General features: G+C 44.4%; 13 protein-coding genes. 12 read left to right on the top strand and 1 reads right to left on the bottom strand.

All coding sequences use genetic code 11. The features are described 5' to 3' along the window. Positions 1-2: 2 nt before the first annotated feature. From E4663_RS11990 to E4663_RS11975, 4 genes are read left to right on the top strand one after another with little or no spacing between them, the layout of a single operon-like run. Complete coding sequence (locus E4663_RS11990; RefSeq protein WP_135327787.1) at positions 3-650, top strand: DUF4129 domain-containing protein; 648 nt, start codon at positions 3-5, stop codon at positions 648-650. Beyond that, positions 637-1740, top strand: coding sequence for a DUF4350 domain-containing protein (locus tag E4663_RS11985; protein ID WP_158290487.1), 1104 nt, complete (start codon positions 637-639; stop codon positions 1738-1740). Before E4663_RS11990 ends, E4663_RS11985 begins: the two co-directional genes overlap by 14 nt. Further along, the gene (locus E4663_RS11980) at positions 1737-2666 is read left to right on the top strand and encodes an AAA family ATPase (protein ID WP_135327785.1); all 930 of its coding nucleotides are present in this window, start codon (positions 1737-1739) and stop codon (positions 2664-2666) included. Before E4663_RS11985 ends, E4663_RS11980 begins: the two co-directional genes overlap by 4 nt. Next, complete coding sequence (locus E4663_RS11975) at positions 2617-3975, top strand: DUF58 domain-containing protein (protein WP_135327784.1); 1359 nt, start codon at positions 2617-2619, stop codon at positions 3973-3975. Before E4663_RS11980 ends, E4663_RS11975 begins: the two co-directional genes overlap by 50 nt. A 194-nt stretch (positions 3976-4169) precedes the next feature. Here E4663_RS11975 and E4663_RS11970 read toward each other — a convergent pair whose 3' ends face one another. After that, entirely contained in the window at positions 4170-5150 is a 981-nt protein-coding gene (locus tag E4663_RS11970) for a stage II sporulation protein M (protein ID WP_135327783.1), read from the bottom strand. 97 nt (positions 5151-5247) lie between these two features. On the opposite strand from E4663_RS11970, the gene E4663_RS11965 reads away from it, so the two are divergent. The 8 genes from E4663_RS11965 to E4663_RS11935 all read left to right on the top strand — a co-directional run bounded on the left by E4663_RS11965 (position 5248) and on the right by E4663_RS11935 (position 12942). After that, complete coding sequence (locus E4663_RS11965) at positions 5248-6036, top strand: RDD family protein (RefSeq protein ID WP_135327782.1); 789 nt, start codon at positions 5248-5250, stop codon at positions 6034-6036. A gap of 161 nt (positions 6037-6197) precedes the next feature. After that, positions 6198-6341 carry a hypothetical protein gene (locus tag E4663_RS19800; protein ID WP_158290486.1) on the top strand — a complete coding sequence of 48 codons (144 nt, stop codon included), beginning with the start codon at positions 6198-6200 and terminating at the stop codon, positions 6339-6341. A 206-nt stretch (positions 6342-6547) separates the two neighbouring features. Next, positions 6548-7735: a carboxylate--amine ligase gene (locus tag E4663_RS11960; protein WP_079477675.1), complete on the top strand. Its 1188-nt coding sequence runs from the start codon at positions 6548-6550 to the stop codon at positions 7733-7735. Between the two features lie 34 nt (positions 7736-7769). Next, on the top strand, positions 7770-9317 hold the full coding sequence (locus tag E4663_RS11955; RefSeq protein ID WP_135327781.1) for a Mur ligase family protein: 1548 nt from the start codon (positions 7770-7772) through the stop codon (positions 9315-9317). 40 nt (positions 9318-9357) lie between these two features. Then, positions 9358-10065 (top strand): cysteate racemase, encoded by a 708-nt coding sequence (gene cuyB / locus E4663_RS11950; protein ID WP_079477677.1) that lies wholly within the window; start codon positions 9358-9360, stop codon positions 10063-10065. 26 nt (positions 10066-10091) lie between these two features. Then, the gene (locus E4663_RS11945; protein WP_079477678.1) at positions 10092-10292 is read left to right on the top strand and encodes a hypothetical protein; all 201 of its coding nucleotides are present in this window, start codon (positions 10092-10094) and stop codon (positions 10290-10292) included. A 402-nt stretch (positions 10293-10694) separates the two neighbouring features. Next, positions 10695-11588, top strand: a complete 894-nt coding sequence (gene ftsX / locus E4663_RS11940; RefSeq protein ID WP_079477679.1) for a permease-like cell division protein FtsX — start codon at positions 10695-10697, stop codon at positions 11586-11588. 46 nt (positions 11589-11634) lie between these two features. Beyond that, the gene (locus tag E4663_RS11935) at positions 11635-12942 is read left to right on the top strand and encodes a murein hydrolase activator EnvC family protein (RefSeq protein WP_241657187.1); all 1308 of its coding nucleotides are present in this window, start codon (positions 11635-11637) and stop codon (positions 12940-12942) included. The last annotated feature ends 319 nt before the right edge of the window (positions 12943-13261 follow it).

Below are 13261 nucleotides of genomic sequence, written 5' to 3'. Positions count from 1 at the left end.
CTATGAGTGTCCAATCCGATTCGAAACAGCAGATTGAGAGAATCTTGGAACAAGAGGAATATCAAGCTTATGAAAAAGTGCAGGAAGGGCCTGTCCAGTCACTGAGAGAAATGGTGAGAAAGTGGCTGGAGGACCTCCTTCAAAACCTATTCCCGAATGCTTCGCTCAACTCTCCGGGAGTCGAAGGACTCATATATTTAATTGGCTTATTCGGCATTGGACTGCTTCTTTTTCTGATCGTTCGTCTCGTACAGTCTACGAAGCGTCAATCAGAACTGAAGAATAGCGCTCCGCTCCGTCACAGCAGTCATTTGGAATGGTCCTACTTGGAACATCTGGAAGAAGCGGAAAAATTCGAGCGTGAAGGAGACCTGAAAGAAGCGACGAGGCACGCTTTTCTTGCTCTCCTGCTTAACTTGAACGAACGGAACTACATAGCTGCTCGCGTCTTTAAATCCAATGGCGAATACGTAGAAGAGTTAGCAAAATCGGACCGCACACTCGCGCTTTCTTTCCGAGAACTTGCGGTGTTCTTCGATCAGGTGGCGTATGGGAATCAATCGACTACAGAAGAGCAATACCGTTCTTATGATCAGAAGGTTCGAACATTGATTGAGTCAGGGAGTGAGGATGCTTATGAAAGCCAATAAGAAAACATGGCTCCTCATTGCTCTGGGAATGTTCATTCTTGTGGTGGGAGCATTACTCGCATCTTTTAATGAACCGAAAAGTTACTCCCCTTACTTAACCCAGTCTCCTTCCCCTACAGGAAGCAAAGCATTTTATGAATTTGCGGATAAGGAACATGAAGTGAGTCGCTGGACGGCCCCACCAGAACGATTACCAGATACTTCCGGTGCGGTGCTTTTTATGATTGAACCATATTACACGCTAAGTACCGAGGAACAAAGACTTTATGAGCGCTGGATGGAACAGGGGAATACCATCATTCTCATGAAGCAAAATCCGACCGGCTTGTTTGATAGGAAAACAGAGATGCTCAATCAAGTGGAGGGACAGTCGACGGCTACTGGGTTCGGAGGAACGTATGAGGTGAATGTCGAACAAGCCTTCCGCTTACTGAAAGAAGATAACGATGAAGTCATTTTGAAAGATTCCTATGGTGCTCTCGTTGTTGAACACTCTTATGGAAGCGGGGAGCTGCTAGTTTCGATGAGTCCGCAGTGGTCGCAGAATGGAAGGATTATGGAAAGCGATCACGCCTATATTATGGAGCAATTGTTGACGAGAGGTACGGAACAGATTCTATTTGATGAGTACATACACGGCTCAGAAAATGTCCCTACGGCTTTTACGATTTATCCGAAGTGGATCCTCGTTTTAGCCCTGCAACTGCTCGTATTTGCTGTACTCTGGCTTTGGTATAAAGGGAAGCGGTTCGGTCCGATTTACACTCCTCGGAAGTATGCTGTCCGCTTCGGGGATGAACGCCTCCACGCCTTGTCTGCTTGGTACATGCGAGGAGGGTTCTACCAAGAATCAGTAGATATCCAGGAAGAATACCTTCGTAGAATAATCGAGAGGCGTTATGGAATCAGACAAGATAAAAGTTGGTCCGAAATCCGAGAAGCCCTTGCGAAATATCAAACTACAGAGCAACAGAAACGCTGGAAGGACTACACAGAAGGACTCGATGGCAGCAATTCAATCCAGAAATCAGACTATTTAAAGTGGAGTAAAAAGCTCGATGATCTTAGGAAAGAGGTGGAGCAGTCATGAATGAAAAGTTAACAACTTTGATGGATGAATATGAAAAGCATATCATTGGTCAGACTCACAATATGAAACTGATGCTGTCTTCCATTTTAGTAGGAGGACATGTCCTCCTGGAAGGCGTCCCCGGAACCGGGAAGACACAGATGGTACGAACACTTGCGAACCTGCTTGGAGGAGACTTCAAGCGCATCCAGTTCACTCCGGACCTGCTCCCTAGTGATATTACCGGAAGCATGATTTACAACATGAAAGAAGGTACCTTCGAAACACTCAAAGGTCCCGTCTTCACGAATGTGTTATTAGCGGATGAGATCAATCGTACTCCTGCAAAAACCCAAGCTGCGTTACTGGAAGCGATGGAAGAAAAGCAGCTGACCATTCAAGGAGATACGTATCATTTGCCGGAGCCATTCTTTGTTGTCGCCACTCAAAACCCAATTGAATCGGAAGGAACGTATCCATTGCCAGAAGCGCAGCAAGACCGTTTCTTATTCAAGTTACATATCGACTTTCCTGAATTCGATGAGGAAGTGACCGTACTTAAACAGGCGGTTGAGTCTTTGCGGAGCACGCCTTACTCTTCACCTGTAATGGACTTGGAAACCTTTCTTTCTATCAGTCGTGAAATAGAAGAGGTGTCGATTGAAGCCTCCGTATACGAATATATGATGTCAATTGTCAGACAAACAAGAGAAGCCGATGCTATTCGCTACGGTGCAAGTACACGTGCGGGTATTGCGATTGCAAGGGCTGCTAAGGCTTGGGCTTATTTGAGCAGTAGGGGCTATGTCACACCGGATGATGTCAAAGCTGTTTCGATCCCGGCTTTACGTCACCGTATTATCCTGGCTCCTCACATGGAACTGGAGGGATCGACACATGACCAAGTCATTCAAGGCCTTGTGGGATCTGTTCCTGTTCCGCGATAAAGGATTTGTTCCGACCGAACGATTGTTACTGATTATTGCTGTGCTTTCTGCAGTAAGTATTGGCGCATCTGTACTCGGAAGTTCCTGGTCCGTGATCGCAGCCTTGAACATAGGAGTAATCGCTGTGAGTCTGTTTGATTTAGGCTTGTCTCCAAAAAAGAAAGATTGGACCATTCAGCGGAATGTGGAGGACGAACTGGAGAGAGGATTGGAAGCGGAAGCCGGTTTAACAGTGCATAACCGTTCTATGTATGATGCGCATATCCGAGTCATCGATCAATTTCCGGACACCTTCTCCCATCCTTTTCCCATTCGTGACCGTGTACCTGGAGGGAAGACGTTAACTTTACGCTATCCATTTGTACCAAATGAACGAGGTGATTATTCACTTCGAGAACTGTACGTGCGCTATCGGTCTCGTTTCGGACTATGGGACAAACAGATGAAAATAAAGGACGAAAGTAATGTCAAGGTTATTCCGGACTTGTCAGAGAGTCGACAGTTCCTGGAGGATGCACAGCGCTATCTTTTATATGAAGGAGAGCGTGTTCGTAAACGTAAGCAAGGGGCGGGAGAGTTTTCGAAGATTCGTAACTATGTCGTCGGGGACGACTTGAGGATGATCAACTGGCGTCAGACGGCAAAACTGCAGGAACTGATGACAAATGAATATGAACCAGAACACGGCAAGTATATTACGCTGTTAATTGACTGCGGAAGGATGATGGGGGTAGAGCTTTCAGAAGGGAACCGCCTCGATGTTGCGCTTGAGGCAGCGATTACTGTCGCGACGGCCGCATTGAAAAAAGGCGATGCTGTAGCGGTGATGGCATTTTCGAAAGAACTAGAAGTGTATGTACCGCCAGCAAAAGGCATGAACCACCTTCAGACTATCCTAAAGCAAGTTTACGGCTTGAAAGCACAGAAGGCAGAGTCCAATTACACAGAGCTTTTTCGTCAAGTGGAAACGGTGCAGAAGAAGCGGAGTTTGTTAGTCCTGTTCAGTGATATCGATACGCTCGTACATGAAGAGGCTAATATGTTCTATTTGCAAAGGCTGAGGAAGAGGCATGTGTTTTTGATGCTTGGTGTGGAGGATCATGTAACGAAACAAAAGGCATTTCAGCCACCAAGTTCTACACGAGAGACGATGGTGAAGAGCATGGCGCAAAAGCACTTGCTGGACAAAGCGTCAGAAGTAAGTAAGTGGGAGCGTCAGGGCATGCAGATGATTGAAGCACCTGAGGATAAGCTGGCCGTGACAGCGGTAAGCCACTACATCGATGTCATCAATCGAGGGCTAGTTTGAAGCATGTTTACCGGTTCTGATATATAAAATGTAGAGCCGTGGGGTGGAAAATAGGTCGCGTTCCGGCGGACGCCGAACCTCATCGGGCTAACGCCCTGAGGGGTATCGTCGTTGTCCGTGCACCCCACTCTACGCGGTTTATGAGAACAGAACCTCTCGCTAATGGTACTTTTACACAAGCCTAGGGCATTCTCTTACCTAAATACCGATCGATTATTGACTTGAAGATCTTTCTGACGTCGATACTGTCCGATGCTGATATAAATGGCTAACCCGATCAGGGTGATGAAGGCAACGGCATATTTCGCTTCAAGTGAAATGGCTGCAGGTGTAATGAAGCCTTCGATCAATCCTGCAATAACAAACATCGGGAGTGTTCCGATCAAGAGGATAACGGAGCGATAGGCTTGCTCTTTTAACTGAATGATCCGTGAGAGATGTCCAGGCACAAAGAGTTTGTAACCGGTAAGTAACCCCGCGCCACCTGCAATGAAAATGGCGGTCAGTTCAATGATTCCGTGCGGCACAATATAAGCCCAGAACTCATAGGATTTACCGGCATGCATAAACATTGCGGCAATGGCACCGACGATGACGCCGTTATAGATCAATACATAGACAGTTAGAATCCCGAACGTAATTCCACCTGCGAAAGCGAGGAAGGCGACGCGGATGTTGTTGGTCATGATCTGAACACTCATCATGGATGAATCGACGGCCCCGTCCTGTTCTCCGAGTCTTTCCGGATCAAAGCCTTGTGCCATTGATTCAGGTAGGACAGAATACACGTTCATAGGATCCTGTAATACAGCCAGAAAAGCGGCTGTTCCTCCGAGAAGAAAGAGGAACATGGCGACAAGCACGAACTTCCATTGCTCTACGAAAATGCCGATGAATGTCCTTCCGAAAAAGTGTTTAAGCTGTTTCACGTTTGAAACCCGGTCTTGATAAAGGGTGTTATGTGCTTTGGAGACGAGGTCGTTCAAGTACAACGTCACCTCATCTCCTGGGAAGTACGTCTGACTGTAGGATAAGTGCTGAGCCGTCTTTTGATACAAACGCTGAAAAGCCTCGATGGATTCTGGGGAATGTTTCTTCTTATGTATAGTGGTGAGAAGTTCTTCTAACTGTTTCCACTCGTGTCTGTGCTGTTTGATAAAAGATTTATAATTCATAGACTCACCTTTTGTGTGCAAGAATTTTACATTTGATTTCATTATAAAGAAGCTGTTTCTAGAAAGAAACTGTTTTAACGAAGAAAGGAGTGGAGAGATGAGTCAGGAAGAATGGAATATTGAAACACCTGAACATGTATCGGTTCGTGTCCGGTTGGCTGGTCTTGGCAGCCGTGCAGCTGCGTTGATCATTGACACAGCCTTGATCACGCTCATTTATATCGGTCTTGGCGCCGTTTTGCTGTTCTTCGAAAACAACCTTCGAGTATTTTTCTACGAGAGAGGTAGTATCCTCCTAGCCATCGCTCTCTTAATTATCTTTTTGGTGAACTGGGGGTATTTCTTCTTCACCGAATGGCTCGCAGGCGGGAAGACATTAGGGAAAAGGCTTCTCGGTATTCGGGTAGTCGACGACCAGGGAGGGAGTCCGACGACGCTTTCTATTCTTGTTCGCAACTTACTACGTGTGATAGATATGTTGCCTGCTTATTACCTGCTTGGTATGATTATGGTTTTTTCACACCCGAAACATAAACGTCTTGGCGATTTGATGGGTGGGACCTTGGTCGTCTATGACGGTCATAAGAAGCGGAAAGAATCGAAGTTGGAAAAAGAAATCCAAAAGCGTGTAATAGAAGCGTTCCCGGAAGAAACACTGACTTTACATGCTTTCCAAAAGAAAGAATGGAACCTTTTGAAGACTTATGTGAATCGATTCTTCACTATGTCCTCTTCCCAGCGGAAGGCTGTCACGTATGAAGTCGCAAACCTCCTATTCCCGAAAGTAGGAATTGATGTGGTAGGAAAAGACGAGCAAGAACTCGAGGACGACTTGCTCAGGCTATATATTACCGTACGAGAAGAGTGGCAGATTACTCCCTTTTGAAGAGTAAATGCTCGTACGGAATAGTATAGAGAGGTTAAACAGAGAAATATCAGTTTTCTATTTACAACAGTGTAAATTTTGATATTATATACTAGGATTTAATGAAATTTACCCAATAGTTAAGGAAAGGGGAATATAGCGCTATGCTTACTTCTCTGTATATGTTGTCACTAACTGTTTTGCTTACGTTCCTAGTTATGTACGCTGCAGATAAGGTTGTCCGTCGTTTCAAACGATTCAATAAACAAACGGCATCATCCGAATCGGTTCACACGGAAGTTGAATTCACGCAGTCGTTGAAATAATATCGTCTTTAGTCCTCGGTACCCGAGGACTATTTTTTTGGTTTTCTTTCAAAAGTTTTGAGAACACTGCCCTATTCCAATTTCCTCTGATTTTCCTTATCATTTTTTTACTGTATGGATTATGGTAAAATGAATATGTTTATAGACGGTTAGAAACGGTGTAAAGAAGCCGTTCAAAATAGTATGCAACGTGAAGGAGTTTATTGATGAAAAATAAAGCGGTTGTTCTCGGTGCCAATTATTATATCGGTCTCAGTACCATTCGCTGTCTCGGCGTCCACGATGTTCACGTAGCAGCAGTGGATTATGCTTGGGAAGGTGCTTATGGTTTAGAGTCTAAGTATGTATCGGAAGCATTGATCGGTCCTCATTACAAGGAAGATCCAGAAGGGCTGGTTGCCTTTTTAACGGATTATGCGAAGCAACAGTCGGAGACACCCGTGTTAATTCCGACAGCTGATCCTTATGTAGAGTTTGTAGATGCTCATTTAGTGGAATTAAAGAAACATTTCCTGATTCCACAAACTGAGCAAGGACTATATACGAAAATAATGGATAAAGGAACATTACATACACTGGCTTCGGAGCACGGTGTCGCGGTTCCGGAGACGGTGGAAGTAGATGAGGAGAACTTTGTTCAGAAAGTAAATGAAACCATTCAGTACCCTTGTCTCGTCAAACCAGTGGATTCCCCTTCTTTTGTTTCGAAATTCAGAAGGAAGCTCTTCAAAGTTCATAACGAAGAGGAGCTGCTTGAAAAGGTTGGACAGGCGAAAGACGCTGATATTGAAGTGATTGTTCAGCGCATGATTCCTGGTTTTGACGATCATATGTACACGTTCGATGCGTATTTGAATCAAGAGGCAAAAGTGACGCACTGGATGACGTGTCAGAAACTGCGTCAGTTCCCAGTCAATTACGGTGCTTCCGTGTACACGCAGCAGAAGCATGTCCCGGAGCTGTACGATCTAGGGGCGAAGTTTTTAGAGGGAATCGGTTATAAAGGCTTTGCAGAAATCGAGTTCAAAAAAGATGCAGAGACCGGCCGCTTCTATTTAATTGAAATCAACGTACGAATTACAAACTTAAACAACCTTTTATATAAAGCGGGGTTGAACATTCCTTATATCACTTACCGAGATCTGATAGGAGAGCCACTTGAACCGAAAGCGATACAGGAAGACCAGAACCTTGTATTCTGGTACGCATACGAAGATCTGCTTGCCGTTCGGGAGTATATCAAAACTGGACAGCTATCGCCTAGTCATGTATTCCGCTCCTATTTCCGTCCGAAGGCTCATGCGATTTGGGACCCGAAAGATCCAAAGCCAGCAGTCGCGTTCGGAAAGAAATTGGCAGGGCTCGTGGTAGGGAAAGTCACCAAGAAAAACTAGACAAGCATAATTATGAGCAGGGAAGGTAGATAGTATGGCAAAACTGAACGAGTTGCTACAATCCATTCACGTACTAGAATCATGGAATGAGACAAATTTGGACATTACAGGCCTCGCTTACAACTCAAGAAACGTCGAAGCTGGGCAAATTTTTGTTTGTATTAAAGGTTTTAAAACCGACGGGCATGCGTATATATTAGAAGCCGTATCTAACGGAGCATCTGCAATTATTGTCGAAGATTATCAAGAAGGATGGGACGACATCCCTCAATACCGTGTAGCGGACAGCCGCGCGGCTCTTGCTGCACTGAGCGATGCATTCTACCGCCACCCGTCCCAATCCATGAAAACAATCGGAATCACGGCTACAAACGGAAAGACTTCCACTTCTTTCATGACCAATTCGATTCTGGAAGAGCATGCACTGAAAACTGGATTGATTGGAACCGTAGTTGTGAAATTCGGAGACTATTCCGAGCCTACCAAATTGACTACGCCGGAGTCGCTTGACCTGCATCATTACTTTGCACAGATGAGGGATCAAGATGTTTCTCACGTCACCATGGAAGTGTCCTCTTCTGCGCTTGACCTTAAGCGTGTAGGCAGTGTTGACTTTGACATCGTGACACTGAATAACATCAGCCGGGAGCACATCGATCTTCATGGTTCCTTTGAGGAGTACTTCAACAGCAAGGCGAGTTTAATAAGGGAAGCAAAAGAAGACGCCTGGGCGATTCTGAACTTGGATGATGAATACTCGGCATCTTTAGTAGACGAAACGAAGGCTAATTTGTTAACGTTCAGTGTAGAAACGGGAGATGGCGACTTAGTATGCCGCAATCTCGATCTTTCCACCGGTCGTGCGAAATTCGATGTGGAAATTCGTAAGAGCTTTACCGTCGGTGCGACGACATATGAGCCGATGACTTTCTCGATTGAGTTGTCTACACCGGGGTATCACTCCGTGTACAATTCTATGGTAGCCGTCGCGGTCGGGCTTCTTAATGAGATACCTCTTGAAACCATCCAGAAGGGTCTGAAGGCCTTCGGTGGGGTGGAACGCCGTTTTGAGATGGTGTTTGAAGATGATTTCAAGATTCTTGATGATCACTTTGCAAACTACGGAAACATCAACGTCACGTTGAGTACGTTACAGCAGATGGATTATAATGATTTGAAGCTTGTCTATGCAATCCGTGGGAGTCGCGGAGTCACCGTGAACCGCGAGAATGCCGAAGCTATTGCAGAATGGGCTCCCGAGCTCGGCCTTACCGAGGTGATCGCCACGTTAAGTGATGATTACACAACAGGTAAAGACCGAGTGACAGAAGAAGAAGTGGAAGTTTTCCAAGAAGTGATGAGAGAAGCAGGCATTCACGTTGATTTTTATAAAGAGCTAGATGATGCGATTGAAAAAGGACTATCAGAGGTTAAAGCCGATGATGTTGTGTTGTTAGCTGGTTGCCAAGGGATGGACCCCGGAGCAAAAATCGCACTCGAACAATTAAACAAAGCGAGACCAGAAATGGATGAAGAAGAACTATTCAAGCCGCTGAAAAATAGAGTGGCAGGCATTTCGTAACATCTAAGAACTGTTCAGGTCTATCGCAAGGAGGCATTACATGAACGACAAAATCATAGGCATTCTCGGGGGGATGGGACCTGAAGCCACAGCTGAGTGTTATTTGAAGATCATACGCGCGACGAATGCATCGAAGGACCAGGAACATTTCCGAGTCATCATCGACAGTAATGCAAAGATTCCGGATCGAACTGAAGCAATTGCTGGGAACGGTCCGAATCCAGTACCCGAGATGATAGATGCCGCTAAGAATCTGGAGAAGTTGGACGTCGATGTCGCATGTATTCCTTGTATGACAGCTCATTACTTCATTGAAGAAGTGCAGAAGGAAATCTCGTATCCATTGATGAACGCATTTCTGGAAACGAAGAAATATATCGAAGACATCCATCCGAAAGCAGCAAAAGTTGGTGTGTTAGCGACGACTGGAACATTGGAGTCTGGTCTTTTTGATAAATATCTGAGTGATATGGATGTTGTCTACCCGACATCATTAACACAGCAAAACAAAGTGATGCAGGCGATTTATGGTCCAAATGGAATTAAGAGCGGCAACACAGATGGCGAATCGCTTCACCTACTTCAAGAGGCTTCAAAAGAGTTAATTGAAAACGGAGCGGAAGTGATCATTTCAGGTTGCACAGAGATAGGGCTGGTATTGAAGCCCTACCATGTAACGGTCCCTGTTATCGATCCCATGGAAGTCGTTGCGAATGTTGTGGTGAAAGAAACGGTTTACCAAAAATAATGCTTCACTGACAGGGAGTGCGGAAAATGAAAAAGCAAGATTTCCAACAGTTTCTCTTAGAATCGTTCCGTGATGGCGTGTACAAGCGAGAGTTGCGCTTATCCAAGCAAGAAGTGGAAATGATTCGTCAGTATTACCCTTCTGCTTCTGTAGTGGAAACAGGTAAACAAAAGCAGAAAGCATGGTATGAAGTACGTTTGATAGCCAAAAGTAAACAGACCCAATAAAGATATAATTTATCAAAGACAGCTCGGAAATCGGGCTGTCTTTTTTTATCCCCTCCACCTCTGTAAATAATAGTTATATTAGTGGTTCTAAAGACCTTTACAGCTGTCAAGAAGAGTCGACAATCTCTATAATTATGTAACGTTATGAAACACAAATGTAATAATAAATTGTCTTTTATTAGCGAATTTCTTTGTTATAATGAGAGGGTACTGCACAAAACGACAAGAAATACATAAGATGTACATCTTAGATTGACAGAATGAGCTCGAAAAAGAGAAGTGATGAAGCACATATAAGAACGTATACCTTACAGGTGTAGGTCATCTTGTCGAATTTCGTCATTTCATGTCGATTGATGTCATCTTTATACACGATCGACGAAAGCAAGAGGTGTCCAAAATATGAAAATGAAGACGTTCGGTCGCCACGGAAAAGAAGGATTCAAGAACTTAACTAGAAATTCATGGATGACAGTAGCATCCGTTTCAGCCGTAACAGTCACGCTTTTACTCGTCGGAGTATTTGCAGCCATTTTATTGAACTTGAACGATATCGGAGCTCAGATTGAGGAAGATGTAGAAGTCCGTGTGTTTATAGATTTAACAGCAGATGAAGATCAACGGGATAATTTAGAACAGCAGATAGCGGACATGTCCAAAGTATCTACTGTTGAATTCCAATCGAAAGAAGAAGGCCTTGATAAATTGATCGACAGTTTAGGTGGGGAAGGGAAAGTCTTTGAATCTCTGAAAGAAGAGAACCCGCTTAATGATGTGTTCATTGTTCAGACAGAAGAGCCGGAAGACACGATTGAAGTAGCAAAATCCATAGAAGATCTCCAAAGTGTTGAAAAGGTGGAGTACGCGGAAGAAACCGTCGAACGTCTTTTCAATGTCATGGACATCGCTCGTAATGTTGGACTAGCTATCATTGCAGGATTATTGTTCACCGCAATGTTCTTAATTGCGAACACAATCCGTATTACGATTGTAGCCCGTAAGCGGGAGATCGGAATTATGAAAATGGTCGGAGCCACGAACTGGTTCATACGCTGGCCATTCCTAATCGAAGGAATTCTCATTGGCGTGTTGGGGTCTGTGATTCCTATAGCGATTGTCATCTTCGGATACGATTTCCTTTACACTGAAATTCAAACCCGTTTCCCAACGTTGTTTATAGATATATTACCTGTTTATCCTTTCGTGTTGAGAGTGTCCGCACTCCTCCTTCTAATGGGAGTCACTATCGGATTATGGGGTAGCTTTACGTCGATTCGCAAGTATTTGAAAGTATAGAGACAACAAGACTGGATAACTAATAGATTTGGGGGAGGAAGACCGAGTGAAGTTTAAACTGTTTGTTGCCGTCATGACCGTGAGCCTTGCCATATCCGGGTTCTTCTCAAGCCCTGCACTGGCTAACTCTTTAGATGATAAACTTGAAGAGAACCAGAATAAGCAATCAGCCAACCAAGAGAAAAAGGCTGAAACAAAAGAAGAGCTTGAAAATGTGAAAGAACACCAGGAACAAGTGAATGCTGAAATTGCCCGCCTAGATAACCAGATCATGGAGGCACGTGAGAAAATCAGCACGAAAGAATCAGAGATCAAAAAGACACGTGAGAACATTGAGCAATTGAAAAAAGAAATCGCTGAATTGAAGAAGCGTATTGCAGAACGCGATGAATTATTGAAAGACCGTGTAAGGTCGATGCACCAAAACGGTGGTGCCATCGATTACATAGACGTCTTAATGGGAGCCGAAAGCTTCGGTAACTTCCTAGAACGCGTCGTTAGTCTCAACACCATTGCTGAACAGGACCGCGAAATCCTAGAACAGCATAAAGCCGATAAAGAAGCCGTTGTATCGAAAAAAGCAAAAGTAGAAGAAGAACTTGCATCTCTTGAAGATAAGTTAGATGAACTGAAAAGCCTTAAAGCAGAACTCGATCGTAATAAAGAAGAGAAAGACCAGTTACTACAATCGCTAGAACGTGAAGAAGAAGAGCTGCATAATCACGTTATGGATATTGAAGAAGAAAACGCAACACTCGCTGCTCAAGAGTCAGCTATCAAACAAGAAATCGAACGCCAGCGTAAAGAAGCCGAGCGTAAGAAGCGAGAAGCTCAGAAAGCACGTGAGGAAGCTGAAGCAAGCTCTCAGTCAACCTCAAGCTCTGACTCCAGTAACAGCTCTAGTTCCAGTTCCAGTGCTAGCTATCAATCTTCTGGAAACTCAACCTTTGCATGGCCTGCTAATGCTGGAACGTCATCTGAGTACGGATACCGTGTTCACCCGATTTATGGAACGAAGCGCCTTCACTCAGGTATTGACTTAGCCGGTGGTGGAACAATTCCAATTCACGCATCAGCTGACGGAACAGTTATCCGTTCTTACTATTCTTCTAGTTATGGGAACGTCGTGTTTATTGCCCACCAAATCAATGGACAAACATTCACGACGCTGTATGCTCATATGAGAAGTACGCCAGCAGTATCCGCTGGTCAAACGGTCAAACAAGGTCAATTCCTTGGTAATATGGGAAGTACAGGAGATTCTACCGGACAGCACTTACACTTCGAAATCCACGAAGGGTCTTGGAACGGCAGTCGCTCGAACTCTGTGAACCCACGTAAATACTTGCCATAATCATGGCTATAAAGAGCTGATCCTCCAGAAGGGGATCAGCTCTTTTTTGTCTAAAAACAATTACATAGAGCTTTCACTAGTAGGGATGAAACACAGTAGTATGTTAGACCTTCCGGAGCGACAGTAAGCACAACGTACTAACTTAATAAGGCTTGCACCTTCTTTGAGTTTTTCTTTATTTAAAGGCTACTAGAACGGTTTTGTAGGAGGTTTTAATACTAGACTCCTATAAAAGAGTGTTGAAGCTGTGAAGGACACCTTAGTAAGAATAAATAAACCAAACGAACTAAATGTGCCCATTTATGATGCGAGCAATACC

The sequence above is a fragment of the Halobacillus salinus genome (genome assembly GCF_004684905.1).
Taxonomy (GTDB): Bacteria; Bacillota; Bacilli; order Bacillales; family Halobacillaceae; genus Halobacillus; species Halobacillus salinus.
The sequence above is the reverse complement of the archived record's forward strand: the minus strand, read 5'-3'. Positions and strand labels throughout refer to the sequence as shown.

Excerpts from the sequence above, each read along its gene's own strand:
- E4663_RS11960 (WP_079477675.1), top strand. The coding sequence starts at position 6,548 with ATGAAAAATAAAGCGGTTGTTCTCGGTGCCAATTATTATATCGGTCTC.
- E4663_RS11970 (WP_135327783.1), bottom strand. The coding sequence starts at position 5,150 with ATGAATTATAAATCTTTTATCAAACAGCACAGACACGAGTGGAAACAG.
- E4663_RS11945 (WP_079477678.1), top strand. The coding sequence starts at position 10,092 with ATGAAAAAGCAAGATTTCCAACAGTTTCTCTTAGAATCGTTCCGTGAT.
- E4663_RS11985 (WP_158290487.1), top strand. The coding sequence starts at position 637 with ATGAAAGCCAATAAGAAAACATGGCTCCTCATTGCTCTGGGAATGTTC.
- E4663_RS11975 (WP_135327784.1), top strand. The coding sequence starts at position 2,617 with ATGACCAAGTCATTCAAGGCCTTGTGGGATCTGTTCCTGTTCCGCGAT.
- ftsX (WP_079477679.1), top strand. The coding sequence starts at position 10,695 with ATGAAAATGAAGACGTTCGGTCGCCACGGAAAAGAAGGATTCAAGAAC.
- E4663_RS11965 (WP_135327782.1), top strand. The coding sequence starts at position 5,248 with ATGAGTCAGGAAGAATGGAATATTGAAACACCTGAACATGTATCGGTT.
- cuyB (WP_079477677.1), top strand. The coding sequence starts at position 9,358 with ATGAACGACAAAATCATAGGCATTCTCGGGGGGATGGGACCTGAAGCC.
- E4663_RS11980 (WP_135327785.1), top strand. The coding sequence starts at position 1,737 with ATGAATGAAAAGTTAACAACTTTGATGGATGAATATGAAAAGCATATC.
- E4663_RS11990 (WP_135327787.1), top strand. The coding sequence starts at position 3 with ATGAGTGTCCAATCCGATTCGAAACAGCAGATTGAGAGAATCTTGGAA.
- E4663_RS19800 (WP_158290486.1), top strand. The coding sequence starts at position 6,198 with ATGTTGTCACTAACTGTTTTGCTTACGTTCCTAGTTATGTACGCTGCA.
- E4663_RS11955 (WP_135327781.1), top strand. The coding sequence starts at position 7,770 with ATGGCAAAACTGAACGAGTTGCTACAATCCATTCACGTACTAGAATCA.